Source organism: Schaalia odontolytica, assembly GCF_009730335.1.
Taxonomy (GTDB): domain Bacteria; phylum Actinomycetota; class Actinomycetes; order Actinomycetales; family Actinomycetaceae; genus Pauljensenia; species Pauljensenia dentiphila.
In genome coordinates this window covers 688,269-707,820 of record NZ_CP046315.1, presented here as the reverse complement: position 1 = coordinate 707,820, position 19,552 = coordinate 688,269, and the positions used below count along the sequence as shown (strand labels likewise).

Here is a 19,552-nt window from a genome sequence, read left to right as displayed (position 1 = left end):
TGTCAGTCGACCTCCTCAGCGGTCACCAGGTGACGCACGGTGCGAACGGCGCCCAGAACGACGTCCGTCTGCTCACGCACGACACTCTGGCCGATCTTGCGCAGCCCGAGGGTGCGCAGCGTGTCCTTCATGTTCTGCTTCGCGTGAGCAGAGGACTTGACCAGCGTGATCTTGATGTTCTTCGCCATCACTTAGCCTCCCCTGCAGCGGCCTTGTCGGCCTCGGCGGCCTCGGCAGCCGCGCGCTTCTCGGCCTCGCCCTCTGCGCGAGCGCGCAGCATGGACGCGGGAGCAACGCGCTCGAGGGGCAGGCCGCGACGTGCGGCGACAGCCTCGGGCTGCTCGAGCTGCTTGAGTGCGTCAACCGTCGCATGGACGATGTTGATCGCGTTGGACGAGCCCAGCGACTTCGTGAGCACGTCGTGGACGCCTGCGGCCTCCAGGACGGCGCGCACCGGGCCGCCGGCGATAACGCCGGTACCGGGGGCAGCCGGACGCAGGAGGACGACACCGGCGGTGTCGCGGCCCTGCACCACGTGCGTAATCGTGCGGCGGATCATCGGGACGCGGAAGAAGTTCTTCTTCGCCTCCTCGACGCCCTTGGAAATGGCCTGAGGAACTTCCTTGGCCTTTCCGTAGCCGACGCCCACCGTGCCTTCGCCGTCACCCACGACAACCAGGGCTGTGAAGGAGAAACGACGTCCACCCTTCACAACCTTGGAGACGCGGTTGATCGTCACGACGCGCTCGATGTACTCGTTCTTGTTTTCGTTGTTCCGGCGGTTATCGCGATCGTTGCCGCGGCCGGAGCGGCGCTCACGGCGATCGTTGTTCTCGCCCGCGCCCGAACCGTTCCTGTCTCGCTGCTGTGCAGCCATCAGATGATCTCTCTTTCTTTCGGCTCGTTCACAGCTCGAGTCCGCCCTCACGGGCGGCCTCGGCAACGGCCGCAACGCGACCTGTGTACTTGTTACCACCGCGGTCGAAGACGACAGCAGAGATACCGGCAGCCTTCGCACGCTCGGCGATCAGTGCGCCGACCTTACGAGCCTTGTCGGTCTTCGTGCCCTCGGAACCAGCGACCTCGGTCTCGATGTCGGAGGCCGACACCAGGGTGTGACCAACCGTATCGTCGATGACCTGAGCCACCATGTGGCGGTTCGAACGGGTGACGACCAGACGGGGACGCTCGGGCGTGCCGTTGATCTTCTTGCGGAGGCGGAGGTGACGGCGCTTGCGAGCGACGAACTTGCCCTTGCCCTTGATCGAGTAAGCCATCACTTACCAGCCTTTCCGACCTTGCGACGGATGGTCTCGCCCACGTAGTGGATGCCCTTGCCCTTGTAGGGCTCCGGCTTCTTCAGCTTGCGGATGCGAGCAGCAGTCTCACCGACGAGCTGCTTGTCGATTCCGGAGACCGTGAACAGCGTCTGGGACTTCGGCGCAATTGTGAACTCGATGCCCTCGGGCGGGGTGATGGTGATCGTGTGGGAGAAGCCCAGGGAGAACTCGAGGTCCTTGCCCTTGGCGACCACGCGGTAACCGGTACCCGTGATTTCGAGATCCTTCTTGTAGCCCTCGGTCACGCCGACGATCATGTTGGCGATCAGGGTGCGCGACAGTCCGTGGAGCGAACGCGAGGTGCGCTCGTCGTTCGGACGCTCGACGACAACCTGACCGTCTTCGATCTTGGCGGTGATCGGCTCGGCAACAACGTGGGAGAGGGTGCCCTTGGGGCCCTTCACCGACACGTTCTGGCCGTCGATCGTGACGTCAACACCGGCGGGAATTGCGATGGGGTTCTTACCAATTCGCGACATTGTTCAGCCTCCTCATCACCAGATGTAGGCGAGGACTTCCCCACCCACACCCTTCTCGGCTGCCTGACGGTCCGTGAGCAGGCCGGAGGACGTGGACAGGATAGCCACGCCGAGGCCGCCGCGGACCTTGGGCAGGTTGGTGGACTTGGCGTACACGCGCAGACCAGGCTTGGACACGCGCTTGAGCCCCTGGATCGCGGCCTCGCGGTGCGCGCCGTACTTCAGGTTGATCGTCAGGGTCTTGCCCACGCGGGCATCCTCGACGGAGGTCGAGGCAATGTAGCCTTCCTCGACCAGGATGTTCGCAATCGCGTTCTTGAGCTTCGAGTACGGCATGGAAACCGTCTCGTGGTGCGCACGAGTCGCGTTGCGCAGACGCGTCAGCATATCTGCAATCGGGTCTGTCATTGTCATGGGGGTTTATTCCCCTTCCTCGTCGCGGTTTCTCCGGTTACCCGGGACCTGCGACGTTCGTTTTACCAGCTGCTCTTGGTGACACCGGGGAGTTCGCCACGGTGGGCGAGCTCGCGCAGGCACACGCGGCACAGTCCGAACTTGCGGTACACCGAGTGCGGACGACCGCAACGGTTGCACCGGGTGTAGGCACGCACGCCGAACTTCGGCTTGCGGGCAGCCTTGACCTTCAGGGATGTCTTGGCCATGGGTCAGTCCTCCTTGAACGGGAAGCCGAGGTGACGGAGAAGGGCGCGACCCTCTTCGTCGGTGGTGGCCGAGGTGACAACCGTGATGTCCATGCCGCGCACTCGGTCGATCGAGTCCTGATCGATCTCGTGGAACATCGACTGTTCCGTGAGACCGAAGGTGTAGTTGCCGTGACCGTCGAACTGCTTAGGAGACAGTCCGCGGAAGTCACGGATACGGGGAAGCGCCGTCGAGAGGAGGCGATCCAGGAACTCCCACATGCGGTCGCCGCGAAGCGTGACGTGCGCACCGATCGCCTGGCCCTCACGCAGCTTGAACTGCGCGATGGACTTCTTGGCGCGGGTGGTCACGGGCTTCTGGCCGGTGATCGCGGTGAGGTCGCGGAGCGCGCCCTCGAGTGCCTTCGAGTCGCGAGCGGCCTCGCCGACACCCATGTTGACAACGATCTTCGTCAGTCCGCCGACCTGCATGACGTTCTCGTGCTTGAACTCAGCACGGAGCGCCTCGCGGATCTCGGAGACGTACTTTTCCTTCAGACGCGGGGCCATGCTCAGATCTCCTTGCCCTGCTCAACGCCGCGCTTCGCACCACCACGAGCCACGCGGACTCGAACGGTGCGGGTGCGGCCGCCGCGCTCGACGGTGTCCTCGCGGAAACCGGCTCGAACGCGCTTCTTGGTCTCGGGGTCGACCAGTGCGACCTTGGACAGCGAGATGGGGGCCTCGATGGTCTCAATACCGCCGGCGCTGCCCTGCTGGCCCTGACGCACGTGGCGCGTCTTCAGGTTGATGCCCTCGACGAGGACCTTACCCTCAGCCGGGAACACCTGGATGACGCGGCCCTGCTTGCCCTTGTCGCCGGGGGTCAGGGGCTCAAGGCCCTCTTCCGCACGGCGGGCGTTGCGCTCAGCCAGCGCCTTCTCGTCGGACGTGCGTCCGCGAACGACCTCAACGAGGTCATTCTTACGAATCTTGGCTGCCATGGATCAGATCACCTCCGGAGCGAGGGAGACGATACGCATGAACTTCTTGTCACGCAGCTCGCGGCCCACGGGGCCGAAGATACGCGTGCCACGCGGCTCGCCATTGTTGTTGATGATGACGGCCGCATTCTCGTCGAAACGAATGTAGGAACCGTCGGGGCGGCGGGTTTCCTTACGCGTGCGAACGATCACTGCCTTGACGACTTCGCCCTTCTTGACGTTGCCGCCGGGAATGGCGTCCTTCACGGTGGCGACAATCGTGTCGCCGATACCCGCGTAGCGCCGACCCGAGCCACCGAGAACACGGATGGTCAGGATCTCCTTGGCCCCTGTGTTGTCGGCGACCTTCAGTCGCGACTCCTGCTGAATCATTTTCTATTGACTCCTGTCGTCGTGCCGGTTCTCTTCCGGATTGTACCGGTCGAGCCTTGCCGAACGGATTTCGGTCTGTGAGCGAAGGTCACTTCGCCTTTTCGAGGATCTCCACAACGCGCCAGCGCTTGGTGGCCGACAGCGGGCGGGTCTCCATGATGAGGACGAGATCGCCGACGCCGCACTCGTTGTGCTCGTCGTGAACCTTGACCTTCTTGTTCTTGCGCATGACCTTGCCGTAGAGGGCGTGCTTGACGCGGTCCTCGATCTGGACGACAACGGTCTTGTCCATCTTGTCGCTGACGACGTAGCCGCGACGGACCTTACGCTCGTTACGAGCGGTGGTTTCTGCCATCAGGCTCACTCCTCAGTGCTCGGGGCGGTGCGGTAGCCAAGCTCCCGCTCACGCGCGATGGTGTAGATCCGGGCAATGTCGCGGCGCACGGTCTTCATGCGACCGTGATCCTCGAGGTTGCCAACGGCCTGCGCAAAACGCAGGTTGAACAGCTCGGCCTTAGCCTTCTCGAGCTCCTTGGACAGCTGGGAGTTGTCCATGGCGTCGAGCTGCTCGGTGGTCAGACCCTTATCTGCCATCAGATGTCACCACCCTCTCGGACCACGAAGCGGGTCTTGATAGGAAGCTTGTGCTGGGCACGGCTGAGGGCCTCGCGAGCGAGCTCCTCGGGGACGCCTGCCAGCTCGAACATGACACGTCCGGGCTTGACGGGGGCAACCCACCATTCCGGAGCACCCTTACCGGAACCCATTCGGGTTTCGGCGGGCTTCTTCGTCAGGGGACGGTCCGGGAAGATGTTGATCCAGACCTTACCGCCACGCTTGATGTGACGCGTCACGGCAATACGTGCCGCCTCAATCTGACGGTTGGTGATGTACGCAGCCTCGAGAGCCTGGATGCCGTAGTCGCCGAACGCGAGTTCGGTGCCACCGGAGGCAAAGCCAGTGCGGTGAGGACGGTGCTGCTTGCGGTACTTAGTCCGACGGGGAATGAGCATTGGGCTCAGGCCTCCGATCCGGTCGTGGGCGCAGTGGCCTCGGAGGCCGAAGCCTCACGGGGAGCCTGCTGCGCAGCGGTCTCCTGGTTGGGGCGTCCACCGCGGCGGGGGCCACGGCGGCCATCGCGACGGCCGCCACGCTGGGCCTGCTCGGCCTGCTGGCGAGCGAACTCGCGCTCGGTGATGTCGCCCTTGTAGATCCACACCTTGACGCCGATGCGACCGAAGGTCGTACGGGCCTCGTGGAATCCGTAGTCGATGTTCGCGCGGAGGGTGTGCAGCGGCACGCGGCCCTCACGGTAGAACTCGGAGCGGGACATTTCAGCGCCACCCAGACGGCCGGACACCTGGACACGAATGCCCCTGGCGCCAGCGCGCTGCGCGGACTGGATGCCCTTACGCATCGCACGACGGAAGGACACGCGAGCGGCGAGCTGCTCAGCGATGCCCTGCGCAACGAGCTGCGCTTCGAGGTCGGGGTTCTTGACCTCAAGGATGTTCAGCTGGACCTGCTTGCCCGTCAGCTTCTCGAGCTGAACGCGCAGGCGGTCAGCCTCTGCACCACGGCGACCGATGACGATGCCCGGGCGAGCGGTGTGCAGGTCGACGCGAACGCGGTCACGCGTGCGCTCGATGCTCACCTCGGCGATGCCGGCGCGCTCGAGGTTGTCGGTCAGGAACTTGCGGATCGCGACGTCTTCGGCCACGTAATCCGCGTAGCGCTGTCCCTTGGTGGTGGAGTCGGAGAACCAGCGAGACCGGTGGTCAGTGGTGATTCCCAGACGGAACCCGCGGGGGTTGACCTTCTGACCCATATCAGCGGTCTCCCTTCTTCTTATCTTCCTTGGTCCCCACCACGATGGTGATGTGGGAGGTGCGCTTCAGGATACGACCGGCGCGCCCCTGTGCACGGGGACGAATGCGCTTCATGGTCGGACCCTCGTCCACGTATGCCTCCAGGACGAGCAGGTCGGCCTCGTTGAAGGTCTCTCCGGCATTCTCAGCCTTGACCTTCGAGTTGGCGACGGCGCTCAGGAGCACCTTGCGGACATCGGTGGCGACGGCCTGCGGGGCGAACCGCAGAATGTCGGCGGCCTCCAGAACACGCTTGCCGCGAACCTCGTTCACAACACGGCGGGACTTCTGGGGCGTGACGCGGATGAATCGCGCCTGCGCCTTGGCTTCCATGTATCTGCCTCTTCTTCCGTGGGGCCGGCTCAGCGCCGACGTCCCTTACGATCGTCCTTGTCGTGGCTGCGGAAAGTACGCGTGGGAGCGAACTCGCCGAGCTTGTGGCCCACCATCGACTCGGTGACGAAAACGGGCACATGCTTACGGCCGTCGTGGACGGCGATGGTCAGACCCAGGAAGTCCGGGGTAATGACCGAGCGACGCGACCAGGTCTTGATGACGTTCTTAGAGCCGGATTCGTTCGCGGCGTCAACCTTCTTGAGCAGGTGGTCGTCGACGAACGGGCCCTTCTTCAAACTACGCGGCATTTCAATCGACTCCTACTCAGCGGTTCTTGCCGGTCTTGCGACGGCGGACGATCATGCGATCGGACGCCTTCTTCGGACGACGCGTACGGCCCTCGGGCTTGCCCCAAGGCGACACGGGGTGACGACCACCGGACGTGCGGCCTTCACCACCGCCGTGCGGGTGATCAACCGGGTTCATAACGACACCACGGACGTGCGGGCGCTTGCCCTTCCAGCGCATACGGCCGGCCTTGCCCCAGTTGATGTTCGACTGCTCAGCGTTGCCAACCTCGCCGATGGTGGCGCGGCAGGTGGCCTCGACGTTGCGGATCTCGCCGGAGGGCATACGCAGCTGGGCGAAGCGGCCTTCCTTAGCGACGAGCTGCACGGAGGTGCCAGCGGAGCGGGCGATCTTGGCGCCGCCACCCGGGTAGAGCTCAACGGCGTGCACAACGGTACCCAGGGGGATGTTGCGCAGCTGCAGCGAGTTGCCGGGCTTGATGTCAGCGCCAACACCAGCCTCAATCTGATCGCCCTGCTTGAGGCCGGTCGGAGCGAGGATGTAGCGCTTCTCGCCATCTGCGTAGTGCAGGAGAGCGATTCGAGCGGTGCGGTTGGGGTCGTACTCGATGTGAGCGACCGTCGCCGGAACGCCGTCCTTGTCGTGACGACGGAAGTCGATCACGCGGTACTGACGCTTGTGGCCACCGCCGCGGTGGCGGGAGGTCACGCGGCCGTTGTTGTTACGGCCACCGGTCTTGTGCAGCGGGCGCAGCAGCGACTTCTCGGGGGTGTCGCGGGTGATCTCGACAAAGTCAGAGACAGACGAGAAGCGACGGCCCGGAGTCGTGGGCTTGTACTTGCGAATTCCCATTGTTCAAATGTCCCTTCGGTCCTCAGGCCTGATCGCCGAAGATGTCGATGGTGCCCTCACGCACGGTGACGATGGCACGCTTGACGTCCTTGCGCTTACCGATCCCGTTGCGGGTGCGGTAGGTCTTGCCCTTGCGGTTCTGGGTGGCGATGGAACCGATCTTGACGCCGAAGATACGCTCGAGGGCAATCTTGATCTCGGTCTTGTTCGCGCGGGGGTCAACCTCGAAGGTGTACTTGCCCAGGTCCATGAGGGCGAGCGACTTCTCGGTGGTGACCGGCTTCAAGATGATGTCGCGGGGGTTCTTACCCGCTTCAATCGTGCTCACTTGGTCTCCTCCTTGGTACCGAGGAAGGACTCAAGGGCGGCCTGCGTGAAGACGATGTCATCGGCGTCCAGGACGTCGTACGTGTTCAGCTGGTCGGCCCACAGGACGTGAACCTCGGGAACGTTGCGCAGGGACAGCGCGGTCAGTTCGTTGCCACGCTCAAGGACGACGAGAGCCTGACGGTCCTCAACGATCGCGCTCAGAGCGGCGAGAGCAGCCTTGGTCGAGGGCTTGTCGCCTTCGAACAGGGCGGTGACAACGTGGATGCGGTCGGCGCGCGCACGGTCGGAGAGAGCGGAACGCAGAGCGCCCTGCTTCATCTTCTTGGGGGTGCGCTGGTCGTAGTCACGCGGCTGAGGGCCGTGGACGATGCCGCCGCCGGTGAAGTGAGGCGCACGGATCGAACCCTGACGGGCGTTACCGGTGCCCTTCTGACGGAACGGCTTCTTGCCGCCGCCAGCGACCTCACCACGGGTCTTCGTCGCGTGCGTGCCCTGACGAGCGGCTGCAAGCTGAGCGACGACAACCTGGTGCATCAGCGGAATGTTGGTGGGAACGTCAAAGATCGAACCGGGGAGGACGACAGAGCCCGCCTTCTTGCCCTTGATGTCGATGACGTCAACGTTACGATCGTCAGCCATGATCACGCACCCTTCACGGAGGAGCGAACCAGGACCACGCCGTTCTTCGGACCCGGGATGGCGCCGCTGATGAGCAGCAGGCCCTTCTCGGCGTCCACGGCCTGGATCGTCAGGTTCTGAACAGTACGACGGTTGCCACCCATGCGGCCGGCCATGCGGAGGCCCTTGAAGATGCGACCGGGGGTTGCGCAGGCGCCGATCGAGCCGGGCTTGCGGTGGTTGCGGTGCGCACCGTGGGAGGCGGAAACGCCAGCGAAGCCGTGACGCTTCATAACGCCGGCAAAACCCTTGCCCTTGGTGGTGCCGGAGACGTCGACGCCTTCGCCAGCCTCGAAGGTGGTGGCGTCGAGTTCCTGGCCGAGCTCGAAAGAGTCCTGCTCGGACGTACGGACCTCAACGAGGTGGCGACGGGGGGCAACCCCAGCCTTCTCGAAGTGGCCCTGGAGGGGCTTGGTGACCTTACGGGAGTCAATCTCACCGAAGCCAAGCTGAATAGCGGAGTAGCCGTCGACCTCATCGGTACGAACCTGGGTCACGACGTTGGTGCCGACCTGCACGACAGTCAGGGGCACGAGGTGGCCGTCGGCATCCCACACCTGGGTCATGCCGAGCTTGCGGCCGAGCAGCGCCTTGATGGGCGCGCCAGCGTGCTGCTTCTTGTTAGTCATTGCAGATGTCCTCAGAGCTTGATCTCGATGTTGACGTCCGCAGGCAGGTCGAGGCGCATGAGCGAGTCGACGGCCTTGGGGGTCGGATCGATGATGTCGATGAGCCGCTTGTGCGTGCGCATTTCAAAGTGCTCGCGGCTGTCCTTGTACTTGTGGGGCGACCGAATAACGACGAAAACGTTCTTCTCGGTCGGCAGCGGCACCGGGCCCACGACCGTGGCGCCAGCACGCTGTACGGTGTCCACGATCTTGCGCGCGGAGCTGTCGATGACCTCGTGGTCATACGACTTGAGCCGGATGCGGATCTTCTGTCCCGCCATGCCGTCTTACCTCTTCTCGTACAGATTCGCCGCCGGTCCCCGCACTCGGGCGTGTCGCAGCCGTTGTGCGCGCAATTGCTCGCGCTGGACCGACGTCTTGTCCAAAGATCTTGGGCATATTGCCCGATCCATACGTGATGGCACGCATGGACCACCCCAGAGATGCTGAGGCAACCGTGCCATTCTGTCAGAGTTCCACCCGCGAGTACAAACCCGAAAGGGGGTTCTCGCATGTGAAACCACCGACAGATTGGCGTGGATAGTGGCCAAAGCTGCACATAACAGCCCAGACCGTCACCAAGGAACTACCGTACCCCGCACTCGGGCGTGTCGCAACCGGGGATCAGTCACATCTCCATGAACGAGGCCGGGGCAGCCATGCGAGTACGCCACGTAGCGCCGAAGCACAGTATGCCCATGCGCCTCTGGAGTCACCTATGTCACAGAAGGCGCAGCGCAGAGCATTCACCTCCACACAGCGACTCCATGAGCTGAACCATTCACTCACGAGGCGAATAGCGAAAGGCCCCGCCTCTGAAAAGAGGCGGGGCCTTCAATGCCGCTGGATCAGCAGCGAATCAAATCTGAGTCAACCTCAGAGGGTGATTCACTTGATGATCTTGGTGACACGACCGGAACCAACGGTGCGGCCACCCTCACGGATGGCGAAGCCGAGGCCGGGCTCCATAGCGATCGGCTGGATCAGCTGGACGGAGATCTCGGTGGTGTCGCCAGGCATGACCATGTCGGTGCCCTCGGGGAGGGTGATGACGCCGGTCACGTCCGTGGTACGGAAGTAGAACTGCGGACGGTAGTTCGAGAAGAACGGGTTGTGACGGCCGCCCTCTTCCTTCTTGAGGATGTAGACCTGGCCCTCGAAGTCGGTGTGAGGCGTGATGGAGCCGGGAACGGCCACAACCTGGCCACGCTCGACCTCGTCGCGCTTGGTGCCGCGGAGGAGCAGACCACAGTTCTCGCCAGCCCAGGCCTCGTCCATCGACTTGTGGAACATCTCGATGCCGGTAACCGTGGTCTTCTGGGGCTCACGGATACCGAGGATCTCGACCTCGGAGTTGATGGGCAGCTTGCCGCGCTCAACACGACCGGTGACGACCGTGCCACGACCGGTGATCGTGAAGACGTCCTCGATCGGCATGAGGAAGGGCTTGTCCATGTCGCGCTCGGGGGTGGGGATGTAGGAATCCACCGCGTCCATGAGCTCCTCGACCTTGGCAACCCACTCCGGGTCGCCCTCGAGGGCCTTCAGAGCGGAGACCTGGATGATCGGGGCGTCGCGGTCGAAGTCCTGGGACTCGAGCAGGTCGCGGCACTCTTCCTCAACCAGCTCCAGCATCTCCTCGTCGTCGACCATGTCGGCCTTGTTGAGGGCGATGAGGATGGTGGGGACGCCGACCTGACGGGCGAGCAGAACGTGCTCGCGGGTCTGGGCCATGGGGCCGTCGGTGGCGGCGACCACGAGGATCGCGCCGTCCATCTGGGCCGCGCCGGTGATCATGTTCTTGACGTAGTCGGCGTGGCCGGGGGCGTCAACGTGCGCGTAGTGGCGCTTGTCGGTCTGGTACTCGACGTGGGAGACGTTGATCGTGATACCACGATCGCGCTCCTCGGGAGCGTTGTCGACCTGATCGAAGGGCGTGTACTCGTTCAGATCGGGGTACTTATCGTGCAGCACCTTGGTGATAGCTGCCGTCAGCGTCGTCTTGCCGTGGTCAACGTGACCAATCGTGCCGATGTTGACGTGCGGCTTGGTGCGCTCAAACTTGGCCTTCGCCACTTGTGTCCTCCTGGACTCGGGTAGATACTCTCAGCCTACGGCTAGGTGCCACTTTAACACCACTGGGGCTTGAGACCTACTGGGTTTACTTGTGTGTGAGGCGGCTCGCAGGGCAGATGACCTGCCCCGCGAGCCCCCGGTGGGACTCAGTTGCCCCGAGACTTGCCGACGATCTCGTCCGCGACGGCGCGCGGAACCTCGGCGTAGCTGTCGAACTCCATGGAGTAGACAGCGCGGCCCTGCGTCTTGGAGCGCAGGTCACCAACGTATCCGAACATCTCGGACAGCGGGACCTGAGCCTTGACGACGCGCACACCGTGCTGCTCGTCCATCGACGAGATCTGGCCACGACGAGAGTTGAGGTCGCCGATGACATCGCCCATGTACTCCTCGGGAGTACGAACCTCAACGGCCATGATCGGCTCGAGGAGGACGGGGTTAGCCTTCTTAGCAGCTTCCTTCAGCGCCATCGAGCCAGCAACCTTGAACGCCATTTCGGACGAGTCAACCTCGTGGTAGGCGCCGTCGAGCAGCGTGGCCTTGATGTCGACCATCGGGTAGCCGGCGAGAACGCCGGACTGCATGGCGTCCTTGATGCCCGCGTCGACCGACGGGATGTACTCGCGAGGAACGCGGCCACCGGTGACCTTGTCCTCGAACACGTACTCTTCCTCGGAGTCGGCCGGGAGGGGCTCCAGGGCGATGATGACACGCGCGAACTGACCGGAACCACCGGTCTGCTTCTTGTGCGTGTATTCGTACTTCTCGACCGTCTTGCGGATGGTCTCGCGGTAAGCAACCATCGGGTTACCCACGTTGGCCTCGACCTTGAACTCGCGACGCATACGGTCGACGATGATGTCGAGGTGGAGCTCACCCATACCACCGATGATGGTCTGGCCGGTCTCGGCGTCGAGCTCGACGGTGAACGTCGGGTCCTCTTCCGCCAGCTTCTGGATGGCGACGCCCATCTTCTCCTGGTCGGCCTTCGACTTGGGCTCGACGGCGACCTGGATAACGGGGGCGGGGAATGTCATCGACTCGAGGACGATCGGCTTGTCCATCGCGGACAGGGTGTCGCCGGTCGTGGTGTCCTTGAGGCCGATCACCGCGTAGATGTGGCCAGCGTGCGCCACGTCGACGGGGTTCTCCTTGTTCGAGTGCATCTGGAAGATCTTACCGATGCGCTCCTTCTTGCCCTTGGTCGAGTTGAGGACCTGAGCGCCGGACTCGACCTTACCGGAGTACACGCGGATGAAGGTGAGCTTGCCGTAGAAGGGGTGAGCGGCGATCTTGAACGCCAGAGCGGAGAAGGGCTCGTTCTCGTCGGGCTTACGGGTCTCGGTCTCTTCCTCGGTCTCAGAGCCGGGGAGGAAGCCGCGAACGTCGCCGATGTCGAGCGGGGAGGGCAGGAAGTCCACGACGGCGTCGAGGACGGGCTGCACGCCCATGTTGCGCAGAGCGGTACCGCAGTAGACGGGGAACGCGCGCGAGGAGATGGTAAGGAGGCGGATGCCTTCCTTGATCTGCTCGAGCGAGAGCTCGCCGTTCTCGAGGTAGGCCTCGGTCAGCTCGTCGGAGCCCTCGGCGGCGGCCTCAACGAGCGCCTCGCGGTACTCTTCAGCCTTTTCCTGGTACTCGGCGGGGATCGGGCCGCGCTCGACGATGGAGCCGAACGTGTCGTTGCCCTTGTCGTCCTTGGCCGGGTAGGTCAGGGCCTCCATGGTCAGCAGGTCGATGTTGCCGACGAAGTCGTTCTCGGCGCCCATCGGGATCTGCATGACGATCGGGGTCGCGTGCAGGCGGTCGCGGATGGTACCAACCGAGAAGTAGAAGTCGGCGCCCATCTTGTCCATCTTGTTGATGAAGCAGATGCGCGGAACGTCGTACTTGTCGGCCTGACGCCACACGGTCTCGGACTGGGGCTCAACGCCCTCCTTGCCGTCGAACACGGCGACAGCGCCGTCGAGGACGCGCAGGGAGCGCTCAACCTCAACGGTGAAGTCAACGTGACCGGGGGTGTCGATAACGTTGATCTGGTTCCCGTTCCAGAAAGAGGTAACGGCGGCGGACGTAATCGTGATGCCGCGTTCCTTTTCCTGTTCCATCCAGTCGGTGGTCGAGGCGCCGTCGTGCGTCTCGCCCAGCTTGTAGTTGATGCCCGTGTAGAACAGGATTCGTTCGGTCACGGTCGTCTTGCCAGCATCGATGTGAGCCATGATGCCAATGTTGCGGACCTTGTTGAGATCCGTCAGCACCTCTAGTGCCACGAGTGTGGTTCCTTCGTTCGAAGTAATGGGTGTGAAAGCTGCGTGAGACGAGGCCCGGTTGCCCAGGCCTCGTCTTTAAATCACCAGCGGTAGTGCGCGAAGGCGCGGTTGGACTCAGCCATCTTGTGCATGTCCTCACGGCGCTTCACAGCGGCACCGAGGCCGTTGGAGGCGTCGAGGATCTCGTTGGCGAGACGCTCAGTCATGGTCTTCTCGCGACGCTGACGCGAGAAGTCAACCAGCCAGCGCAGGGCCAGCGTCGTGGCGCGCGCGGGGCGAACCTCAACGGGGACCTGGTAGGTCGCGCCACCGACGCGGCGGGAGCGGACCTCGAGGGCCGGACGAATGTTCTCGAGAGCGCGCTTGAGCACGGAGACGGGCTCCTGCTCGGTGCGCTCGCGAACGGTTTCAAGTGCGCCGTAGACGATGCGCTCGGCGACGGTCTTCTTGCCGTCGAGGAGAACGCGGTTGACCAGCTGGGTCACGACCTTGGAGCCGTAAACCGGGTCATCGACGAGGGGGCGACGGGGAGCGGGGCCCTTACGAGGCATTACTTTTTCTCCTTCTTCGCGCCGTAACGGGAACGAGCCTGCTGACGGCCGCGGACACCCTGGGTGTCGAGCGAGCCGCGGACGATGCGGTAACGCACGCCGGGCAGGTCCTTCACACGACCACCGCGCACGAGCACGATCGAGTGCTCCTGCAGGTTGTGGCCCTCACCGGGAATGTAGGCGGTGACTTCGATGCCGGACGAAAGGCGCACACGAGCGACCTTTCGCAGAGCCGAGTTCGGCTTCTTTGGCGTGGTGGTGTACACACGGGTGCACACGCCGCGACGCTGGGGGGAGCCCTTCAGCGCGGGGGTCTTCACCTTCGCGCGCTTCGAGACACGTCCCTTGCGGACGAGCTGCTGAATGGTAGGCACTGGGTCTCCAGTTTCTTTCCGTCGGCGGCCTCCCCTCGCTTTAAGGGGCGGCCCTGATTGTCAGTCTTCCGCGACTGCTGTCACCCCCGTGTGGGCACACGTGTCCGCCTGGGGGCCGGCGCGCCATGATAACCACGATGGTCAGAGAATGACGCCCGGAGCTCCGACGGACGGAGCCCGCTCCCGGTTTCCCGGGCACAGAGGTTCCACAGAAGCGGGAACCACCCTCAAGGATAGTGCGAAACGTCGCCGTTCGTCAAAGGGGGTGCATTGTGGTTCCCCCCTCATCGACGAGGCCGGGGCACAGGATCGCTCAGATCGTTTCCTCCGCGCTCCCCCGTTTGCGCCGTGAAGGGCAAGCCCCTTTGCGTTTCAGGCGCGCCGGCTGTCATTTCAGTGGCACACAGAGGGGCCCGCAGGCGCTTGCCTGCGGACCCCTCCCCCACGGGTGAACGGCACTCAATGTCACCCGGAGATCATGCTCCGTCCGTCTGTTCCCGGATCGGTCATTCTTCCACCGTCTCGGACCCGGCCTCGTCGATCGACGCGTTGGGTTCAACGGTAATCACTGCCTGTGCCTTGCGGCTGCGGTACCGACGGATCGAGCGCACCTCAAGGCCGAGCAGCGACAAGATCAGGATTCCTGCCACGGCCCACGTGATGTACTCCCACGTATTGCGGGTGACCTCGGGCTGGCCGTTCTCGTACATCCACGAGTTCGCAACCGTGTAGAGGATGTTGTGCGAGGCACCGCGCAGCGCGGTCACGCCCGCGGCATCCTGCACGTTGACCGTGGAGATCGGCATGTCAATCGTCGCGAGCATCAGGTCACCGCCGTTACGCGTGATCTGATCGGCATTCTGATATCCGTAGCCCGCGAAGTAGTCGGTGAGGACCATACCGCGGAAGCCCCACTCGTCGCGCAGGACGTTGTTGAGCAGCGCCGAGTTCGCACCCGCATACTCAGGGCCGATGTAGTTGAACGCGCTCATGATCGCGTGCGCGCCGCCGTCCTTGACGCCGATCTCGAAGGAACGCAGGTAGATTTCGCGCATCGCCTGCTCGTTCGTCCAGGTCGCCAGCATGTGCGTGCGGTTGGTTTCCTGGTCGTTGAGGGCGAAGTGCTTGAGGAAGGCGTACACGCCCTTCGCCTGGGCCCCCTTGATCTCCTCGGCGACCTGCGAGCCGGCCAGGACCGGGTCCTCCGAGAAGTACTCGAAGTTACGGCCCGCGTAGGCGTAGCGGTGCGTGTTCGTGGCCGGCGCGTACCAGCCCGAGACCTGCATATCGTGCGCCATCGTGCCGATCGCGTCACCGAAGGAACGCGCGAGCTCCTTGTTGAAGGTGGCCGCAACGGACACCGCGGAGGGCAGGCCGATCGAGCCGACGCCCGTGAAGTTGTTGTTCAGCGAGGCGGGGCCGTCCACGTCGGAGACGCGCAGCTTGCCGATCGAGGAGATCGCCGGGGAGCCGTAGCCACCCTTGGAGATGAGGGTGTTCATTTCCTCGACGGTGAGCTGGTCGAGGAGCTGATCCCACTCCGGGTCGTCGTAATCGAGGCCCGCAAGATCACCCAGGACGAGGCCGTTTTTCGCACCCGTGGTGGGCATCGTGGCGCTGCTGTCAGCGTCGGCGGCTGCTGCGTCGTAGTTCGACGTCGCGAGGAACTTCGCCTTGTTGGCCTCGCTCATCTCGAAGTTCGTGGGAGCCGCGGTAGCCTCAGCCAGGTTGGCGAAGCGACCCGCACGCGACAGGTAGGTGACATCACCCTTCGCGTCGTCGAACTGGTTGGTGGCCACGACCTCGTCACCGTCGTGCGTGTTGTCGGCGGCGTTGAAGGTCTGCGTCGCATCCACCGTGTAGGTCTTCTCATCGATGACGTCGTGCGAGTTGGTGCGCGCGGAGATCTTGTAGTCGCCGGCCTCAAGCACGTAGGCCTTCGCATTCACCGAGTCGTAGGAGGCGAGCGAATCGCGGTTCCAGGTGACCGTCAGTGTCTGGGACTCACCGGGCTCCAGCAGCTTCGTCTTCTCATAAGACAGCAGGTTCGCGGAAGCCTTTTCGATGCCGCCGTCCGTGTAGGGAGGGTTGTCGTAGATCTGGACGATGTCCTTACCGGCGACCTGGCCGGTGTTCGTGACGGTCACGTCCGCGGACATGGTTCCCGTGGCCTCGTCGACCGAGATGTCGCTCATCGACTGGGAGAACGTCGTGTAGGACAGGCCGTAGCCGAAGGGATAGACGACCTCGTTACCGTAGTCGATGACGCCCTCAACGGCGGCCGTCTCGTACCAGCGGTAGCCGACGTAGATCGAGTCGTTGTAGTTGACGAAGGACGGCTGTGTCTGGGTGCCCTTGTTGAAGGGGTCGTCCTGGGCGAACTCCGTCATGTTCGTGTACTGGAAGTCGCCGAAGTTGTTGGCCGCGGGGCCCGCCTTGATGACACGCGGGAACGTGTCGGGGGTCTTCGCCGAGGGGTTGACCTCACCGTCCAGGATGCGGCCCAGCGCGTTGAATCCAACCTGGCCGCCGGGGATTGCCCACACGATCGCGTCGATCTCCGGGTCGTCCTGAAGGTCGCCGAGCTGGAAGACGTTGGCAGCGTTGATGACGACGATCGTCTTCGTCGACGTCTTCTTCGCCAGCTCGATCATGTCCTTCTCGGGACGCGTCAGCTCGAGGTAGCCCTGGCCATCTTCGAAGTCCGTGTAGTCCTCGGAGTTGTTCGTGTAGCTGAAGTACGGGTTGTCAGCCATCTCCTGGTTGACGTCGCGAGGCAGGTCGAAGCCCTCTCCGCCCGAGCGGGCGATCGTCACGACCGCGGTGTCACCGAAGGCGGTGGCGTCGGAGAGCAGGTCGTCAGAGTACTTATCCTGCGTGGGCTCAGGCAGCGACCAGTCGGCCTTGAACATGCCGACCTCGGGGCGCTCAGCACGGTAGGAGGTGTACAGGTTCGTCAGCTCATCGTTCGTGGTGAAGCCGGCGTTGTGCAGGCCGTCGAGCAGCGACGTCGTCGGGTTATCCTTCGACAGCGAGCCGGAGCCGGTGCCGCCGTAGATCGGGTTCGTCGAGCCCCAACCCCACACGTTGATCGCGGAGCCCTTAGCGAGAGGCAGGGCGCCTCCTTGGTTCTTCAGGAGGACCATGCCCTCGTCAGAAATGTCGTTGCCCAGGTCCTCAACCTGGGCCTTCGACGCGTCCGTGAGGGCGCCGGTGCCGGCCGCCAGGTCGAGCACCGTCTTGAAACCGCCGTACATCATCGACACGACCGCAACGACAACGGTGATGAGCGCCGCGACCCAGGCCGTCGAGCTCGTGAGCTTACGGGCAGGCTTGCCCATCTTGAAAACAGCGAGGGAGACGATGATGGCGAGCGCCAGCACCACGCCAATGACGATCAAGGGGACCTTGATCGACTCAACCATCTTCCACACATCAGACCAGTTGATGGAAAGCATTGTTGATGTCCTCTTTCAGTTCCGAAACCCTGCATCCCAGAGCCAGATCAGCTCCCTTTCCATCCCCGTATGTGTCTCCATAGACGTGGGTCGCCGCAGACCAGAGGGCAGATGGGAACCGCCACCACCTATTCAACCGCACGGTCGGCACCTGGAGGTGGGACCTCGTGTGTTCTGTCGGATTGCGCGCACAATCTGTCGCGAGGTGGGGATGCCCCATGTGGGTTCACTCCAGTACGCAAGACAGCATGGGCCTCATCGCGCTACCACCTGCCACGGAGGAAGCACACCTCCTCCCAGTTCGCACTACCCGTCTGAGCCCTATGCGCACGTTAACCCGATAACCTGCGCGTTAACCGCTTCATACGCACGCAAACCCGATCACTTGCACGTGGGCAACGTCGCCCACGCGCATATCCAGGGGTTAGCGTGCGGATTAAGAGGCCCACGCGCATATCTAGGGGTTAACGTGCGGTTCTCAGGGTGTCAATTGCGAACATAGAATCTTCAACGGTCACCGAGTCATTCAGTGAAACCGTCTGTCCACAGGCAACGTGGCACCGCAACGGTTATCCACAGGCAACCACAATCTGCTTGCACTCTACTTCTGCTGAGATATACACCGGGCACATGATCACTATCGAGACCTTCAGAACTCACCGGCACACTCGTCCCAGCATCGTCGATAACCCGGACATCCTGGTGATTCGTCGTGGCTACCGCGTACGTCTGCACGGTGATCGCAATGCTCAACCGTGGGAAATATGGCGGAGCATCAACATCGCACGTCTGCATGCACTCGACTACCAGTCCACACAACGCGTGGTTTTCACCGGGAACAGCTCCCTACTGCTTCACGATATTCCGACCTGGTCAACGAATTCATGGATCGAGGCATGGCCGAGCAAGACGGTCCTCCACCTTCGGCCTTTTCCTGCGGTGCGCCACCGTCAAACAGTCGTCCCCAGTACTCCGGTTATCAGTCGGAGCAGGCCGCCACGCACCATCGTTCAAATCGGCGGCCTTGAAGCAGAATCTCCCATTGAGGCCGTCGTCCGTCTCGCCCTCAATGAGCAACCTCGCGATGCTTTCGTTGCCTTATGCATGGCGACACATGCTCTCACGCATTTCGACAGATTCAAGCTAGAAGAGTCACGACGTCGATGCGAGCAGACTCGGCGCGAGATGCTTGAAGAACTCTCACGTTTCTCCAGCCACCATGGTTTCCCTCGCGCCAAGGCACTCATCGAAGCAACGGATGGCGGATGCGACAACATTTTCGAGGCCACGGTGCTTTGGATTATCAAAAGCCTGTACTCGGGTCGCGTCGTTACCCAGTTCCCGATCGCGGTCGAAGACCACATCTATTTCGGGGATATCGTTCTCCCTGATCTCAAGGTCATCATCGAACCCGACGGCCGCAAGAAGTTCGGAGACACCGAGCAGGAAGTACGCGAGAACACCGGTAAGTGGCTCGCCCGTCAGCACGATCTGACCAACACGGGGTGGAGGGTCATACGCGTCCGCTGGCACGATACGGAGGATCTCGTTACCTTCCGAACGAACATCGCAGCACAGATACAGATCGAGCACCTGCCGCTGACGCAGCAATCACTCCGCCTGTGGGCAGAGCCCCGACAACAGCATGTACCCCGCAAACAAAGGACTCACAAGTAGGAGAGCGCTGCGGAGATTCACTTCTACCCACACCACCGTCGTCATCATTGGAGGAAAGTCCACCTGTACGGCAGTACGTAGCATTCCATACTCATCTGTGCGCAGAGACACCTCCAGTTTCAGAATGACACCCCGGCATGTTTACCGCACGACGCGCTGGCCCCATCGCACTGTGCCCGATAACCTGCGCGTTAACCGCTTCATACGCACGCAAACCCGATCACTTGCACGTGGGCAACGTCGCCCACGCGCACATCTAGCGGTTAACG

General features: G+C 63.0%; 26 protein-coding genes. 1 reads left to right on the top strand and 25 read right to left on the bottom strand.

The window, feature by feature from the left end:
* Positions 1–2: 2 nt before the first annotated feature.
* The 25 genes from rpmD to FOC40_RS02980 all read right to left on the bottom strand — a co-directional run bounded on the left by rpmD (position 3) and on the right by FOC40_RS02980 (position 17,606).
* On the bottom strand, positions 3–188 hold the full coding sequence (gene rpmD, locus FOC40_RS03100; RefSeq protein ID WP_003790588.1) for a 50S ribosomal protein L30: 186 nt from the start codon (positions 186–188) through the stop codon (positions 3–5).
* A complete protein-coding gene (gene rpsE, locus FOC40_RS03095; RefSeq protein ID WP_003790589.1) occupies positions 188–877 on the bottom strand; it encodes a 30S ribosomal protein S5 in 690 nt (229 codons plus the stop codon). Before rpsE ends, rpmD begins: the two co-directional genes overlap by 1 nt.
* A gap of 28 nt (positions 878–905) precedes the next feature.
* A complete protein-coding gene (rplR, locus tag FOC40_RS03090; RefSeq protein ID WP_003795646.1) occupies positions 906–1,277 on the bottom strand; it encodes a 50S ribosomal protein L18 in 372 nt (123 codons plus the stop codon).
* Complete coding sequence (gene rplF / locus FOC40_RS03085) at positions 1,277–1,819, bottom strand: 50S ribosomal protein L6 (protein WP_003795648.1); 543 nt, start codon at positions 1,817–1,819, stop codon at positions 1,277–1,279. Before rplF ends, rplR begins: the two co-directional genes overlap by 1 nt.
* A 15-nt stretch (positions 1,820–1,834) precedes the next feature.
* Positions 1,835–2,233 (bottom strand): 30S ribosomal protein S8, encoded by a 399-nt coding sequence (gene rpsH / locus FOC40_RS03080; protein ID WP_003795649.1) that lies wholly within the window; start codon positions 2,231–2,233, stop codon positions 1,835–1,837.
* 62 nt (positions 2,234–2,295) lie between these two features.
* Positions 2,296–2,481: a type Z 30S ribosomal protein S14 gene (locus FOC40_RS03075; protein WP_003790603.1), complete on the bottom strand. Its 186-nt coding sequence runs from the start codon at positions 2,479–2,481 to the stop codon at positions 2,296–2,298.
* Between the two features lie 3 nt (positions 2,482–2,484).
* The gene (gene rplE, locus FOC40_RS03070; protein WP_003790605.1) at positions 2,485–3,030 is read right to left on the bottom strand and encodes a 50S ribosomal protein L5; all 546 of its coding nucleotides are present in this window, start codon (positions 3,028–3,030) and stop codon (positions 2,485–2,487) included.
* Between the two features lie 2 nt (positions 3,031–3,032).
* Positions 3,033–3,464 carry a 50S ribosomal protein L24 gene (gene rplX, locus FOC40_RS03065; RefSeq protein ID WP_003790606.1) on the bottom strand — a complete coding sequence of 144 codons (432 nt, stop codon included), beginning with the start codon at positions 3,462–3,464 and terminating at the stop codon, positions 3,033–3,035.
* A gap of 3 nt (positions 3,465–3,467) precedes the next feature.
* A complete protein-coding gene (gene rplN, locus FOC40_RS03060) occupies positions 3,468–3,836 on the bottom strand; it encodes a 50S ribosomal protein L14 (RefSeq protein WP_003790609.1) in 369 nt (122 codons plus the stop codon).
* An 88-nt stretch (positions 3,837–3,924) separates the two neighbouring features.
* A complete protein-coding gene (gene rpsQ / locus FOC40_RS03055) occupies positions 3,925–4,191 on the bottom strand; it encodes a 30S ribosomal protein S17 (protein ID WP_003790611.1) in 267 nt (88 codons plus the stop codon).
* Between the two features lie 5 nt (positions 4,192–4,196).
* Positions 4,197–4,430 (bottom strand): 50S ribosomal protein L29, encoded by a 234-nt coding sequence (rpmC, locus tag FOC40_RS03050; protein ID WP_003790613.1) that lies wholly within the window; start codon positions 4,428–4,430, stop codon positions 4,197–4,199.
* Positions 4,430–4,849: a 50S ribosomal protein L16 gene (rplP, locus tag FOC40_RS03045; protein WP_003790615.1), complete on the bottom strand. Its 420-nt coding sequence runs from the start codon at positions 4,847–4,849 to the stop codon at positions 4,430–4,432. Before rplP ends, rpmC begins: the two co-directional genes overlap by 1 nt.
* Before the next feature lie 5 nt (positions 4,850–4,854).
* On the bottom strand, positions 4,855–5,664 hold the full coding sequence (gene rpsC / locus FOC40_RS03040; RefSeq protein ID WP_003795653.1) for a 30S ribosomal protein S3: 810 nt from the start codon (positions 5,662–5,664) through the stop codon (positions 4,855–4,857).
* 1 nt (position 5,665) lies between these two features.
* Positions 5,666–6,037, bottom strand: coding sequence for a 50S ribosomal protein L22 (rplV, locus tag FOC40_RS03035; RefSeq protein ID WP_003790620.1), 372 nt, complete (start codon positions 6,035–6,037; stop codon positions 5,666–5,668).
* A 29-nt stretch (positions 6,038–6,066) separates the two neighbouring features.
* On the bottom strand, positions 6,067–6,348 hold the full coding sequence (rpsS, locus tag FOC40_RS03030) for a 30S ribosomal protein S19 (protein WP_003790621.1): 282 nt from the start codon (positions 6,346–6,348) through the stop codon (positions 6,067–6,069).
* 16 nt (positions 6,349–6,364) lie between these two features.
* Complete coding sequence (gene rplB, locus FOC40_RS03025; protein ID WP_003790623.1) at positions 6,365–7,201, bottom strand: 50S ribosomal protein L2; 837 nt, start codon at positions 7,199–7,201, stop codon at positions 6,365–6,367.
* Between the two features lie 22 nt (positions 7,202–7,223).
* Entirely contained in the window at positions 7,224–7,529 is a 306-nt protein-coding gene (gene rplW / locus FOC40_RS03020; protein WP_003790626.1) for a 50S ribosomal protein L23, read from the bottom strand.
* Entirely contained in the window at positions 7,526–8,170 is a 645-nt protein-coding gene (gene rplD, locus FOC40_RS03015; RefSeq protein ID WP_034463473.1) for a 50S ribosomal protein L4, read from the bottom strand. The genes rplW and rplD overlap by 4 nt, the downstream gene beginning before the upstream one ends.
* A gap of 2 nt (positions 8,171–8,172) precedes the next feature.
* Positions 8,173–8,838 (bottom strand): 50S ribosomal protein L3, encoded by a 666-nt coding sequence (gene rplC, locus FOC40_RS03010; RefSeq protein ID WP_003795659.1) that lies wholly within the window; start codon positions 8,836–8,838, stop codon positions 8,173–8,175.
* Between the two features lie 11 nt (positions 8,839–8,849).
* Complete coding sequence (rpsJ, locus tag FOC40_RS03005; RefSeq protein WP_003790631.1) at positions 8,850–9,158, bottom strand: 30S ribosomal protein S10; 309 nt, start codon at positions 9,156–9,158, stop codon at positions 8,850–8,852.
* Between the two features lie 607 nt (positions 9,159–9,765).
* Complete coding sequence (gene tuf, locus FOC40_RS03000) at positions 9,766–10,953, bottom strand: elongation factor Tu (protein WP_003795663.1); 1,188 nt, start codon at positions 10,951–10,953, stop codon at positions 9,766–9,768.
* Between the two features lie 146 nt (positions 10,954–11,099).
* Complete coding sequence (gene fusA, locus FOC40_RS02995) at positions 11,100–13,223, bottom strand: elongation factor G (protein ID WP_003795666.1); 2,124 nt, start codon at positions 13,221–13,223, stop codon at positions 11,100–11,102.
* A gap of 80 nt (positions 13,224–13,303) precedes the next feature.
* Positions 13,304–13,774 (bottom strand): 30S ribosomal protein S7, encoded by a 471-nt coding sequence (gene rpsG / locus FOC40_RS02990; protein ID WP_003790637.1) that lies wholly within the window; start codon positions 13,772–13,774, stop codon positions 13,304–13,306.
* Positions 13,774–14,148: a 30S ribosomal protein S12 gene (gene rpsL, locus FOC40_RS02985; protein ID WP_003790639.1), complete on the bottom strand. Its 375-nt coding sequence runs from the start codon at positions 14,146–14,148 to the stop codon at positions 13,774–13,776. Before rpsL ends, rpsG begins: the two co-directional genes overlap by 1 nt.
* Before the next feature lie 506 nt (positions 14,149–14,654).
* On the bottom strand, positions 14,655–17,606 hold the full coding sequence (locus tag FOC40_RS02980) for a glycoside hydrolase family 3 C-terminal domain-containing protein (protein WP_003795669.1): 2,952 nt from the start codon (positions 17,604–17,606) through the stop codon (positions 14,655–14,657).
* Between the two features lie 630 nt (positions 17,607–18,236).
* Between FOC40_RS02980 and FOC40_RS10655 the strand changes: the two genes are divergently transcribed.
* Positions 18,237–19,283 carry a hypothetical protein gene (locus FOC40_RS10655; RefSeq protein ID WP_231126055.1) on the top strand — a complete coding sequence of 349 codons (1,047 nt, stop codon included), beginning with the start codon at positions 18,237–18,239 and terminating at the stop codon, positions 19,281–19,283.
* Positions 19,284–19,552: the final 269 nt, after the last annotated feature.

What these genes read in the sequence shown, in the direction of transcription:
- rplV (WP_003790620.1), bottom strand. Translation starts at nt 6,037, where the DNA reads ATGGAAGCCAAGGCGCAGGCGCGATTCATCCGCGTCACGCCCCAGAAG.
- rpsH (WP_003795649.1), bottom strand. Translation starts at nt 2,233, where the DNA reads ATGACAATGACAGACCCGATTGCAGATATGCTGACGCGTCTGCGCAAC.
- rplN (WP_003790609.1), bottom strand. Translation starts at nt 3,836, where the DNA reads ATGATTCAGCAGGAGTCGCGACTGAAGGTCGCCGACAACACAGGGGCC.
- rpmD (WP_003790588.1), bottom strand. Translation starts at nt 188, where the DNA reads ATGGCGAAGAACATCAAGATCACGCTGGTCAAGTCCTCTGCTCACGCG.
- FOC40_RS10655 (WP_231126055.1), top strand. Translation starts at nt 18,237, where the DNA reads ATGATCACTATCGAGACCTTCAGAACTCACCGGCACACTCGTCCCAGC.
- rplP (WP_003790615.1), bottom strand. Translation starts at nt 4,849, where the DNA reads ATGCTCATTCCCCGTCGGACTAAGTACCGCAAGCAGCACCGTCCTCAC.
- FOC40_RS03075 (WP_003790603.1), bottom strand. Translation starts at nt 2,481, where the DNA reads ATGGCCAAGACATCCCTGAAGGTCAAGGCTGCCCGCAAGCCGAAGTTC.
- FOC40_RS02980 (WP_003795669.1), bottom strand. Translation starts at nt 17,606, where the DNA reads ATGCTTTCCATCAACTGGTCTGATGTGTGGAAGATGGTTGAGTCGATC.
- rpsG (WP_003790637.1), bottom strand. Translation starts at nt 13,774, where the DNA reads ATGCCTCGTAAGGGCCCCGCTCCCCGTCGCCCCCTCGTCGATGACCCG.
- rplB (WP_003790623.1), bottom strand. Translation starts at nt 7,201, where the DNA reads ATGGGAATTCGCAAGTACAAGCCCACGACTCCGGGCCGTCGCTTCTCG.
- rpsE (WP_003790589.1), bottom strand. Translation starts at nt 877, where the DNA reads ATGGCTGCACAGCAGCGAGACAGGAACGGTTCGGGCGCGGGCGAGAAC.
- rplD (WP_034463473.1), bottom strand. Translation starts at nt 8,170, where the DNA reads ATGGCTGACGATCGTAACGTTGACGTCATCGACATCAAGGGCAAGAAG.
- rplE (WP_003790605.1), bottom strand. Translation starts at nt 3,030, where the DNA reads ATGGCCCCGCGTCTGAAGGAAAAGTACGTCTCCGAGATCCGCGAGGCG.
- rpsJ (WP_003790631.1), bottom strand. Translation starts at nt 9,158, where the DNA reads ATGGCGGGACAGAAGATCCGCATCCGGCTCAAGTCGTATGACCACGAG.
- rplC (WP_003795659.1), bottom strand. Translation starts at nt 8,838, where the DNA reads ATGACTAACAAGAAGCAGCACGCTGGCGCGCCCATCAAGGCGCTGCTC.
- rpsS (WP_003790621.1), bottom strand. Translation starts at nt 6,348, where the DNA reads ATGCCGCGTAGTTTGAAGAAGGGCCCGTTCGTCGACGACCACCTGCTC.
- rplX (WP_003790606.1), bottom strand. Translation starts at nt 3,464, where the DNA reads ATGGCAGCCAAGATTCGTAAGAATGACCTCGTTGAGGTCGTTCGCGGA.
- rpsQ (WP_003790611.1), bottom strand. Translation starts at nt 4,191, where the DNA reads ATGGCAGAAACCACCGCTCGTAACGAGCGTAAGGTCCGTCGCGGCTAC.
- rplF (WP_003795648.1), bottom strand. Translation starts at nt 1,819, where the DNA reads ATGTCGCGAATTGGTAAGAACCCCATCGCAATTCCCGCCGGTGTTGAC.
- rpsC (WP_003795653.1), bottom strand. Translation starts at nt 5,664, where the DNA reads ATGGGTCAGAAGGTCAACCCCCGCGGGTTCCGTCTGGGAATCACCACT.
- rplR (WP_003795646.1), bottom strand. Translation starts at nt 1,277, where the DNA reads ATGGCTTACTCGATCAAGGGCAAGGGCAAGTTCGTCGCTCGCAAGCGC.
- rpmC (WP_003790613.1), bottom strand. Translation starts at nt 4,430, where the DNA reads ATGGCAGATAAGGGTCTGACCACCGAGCAGCTCGACGCCATGGACAAC.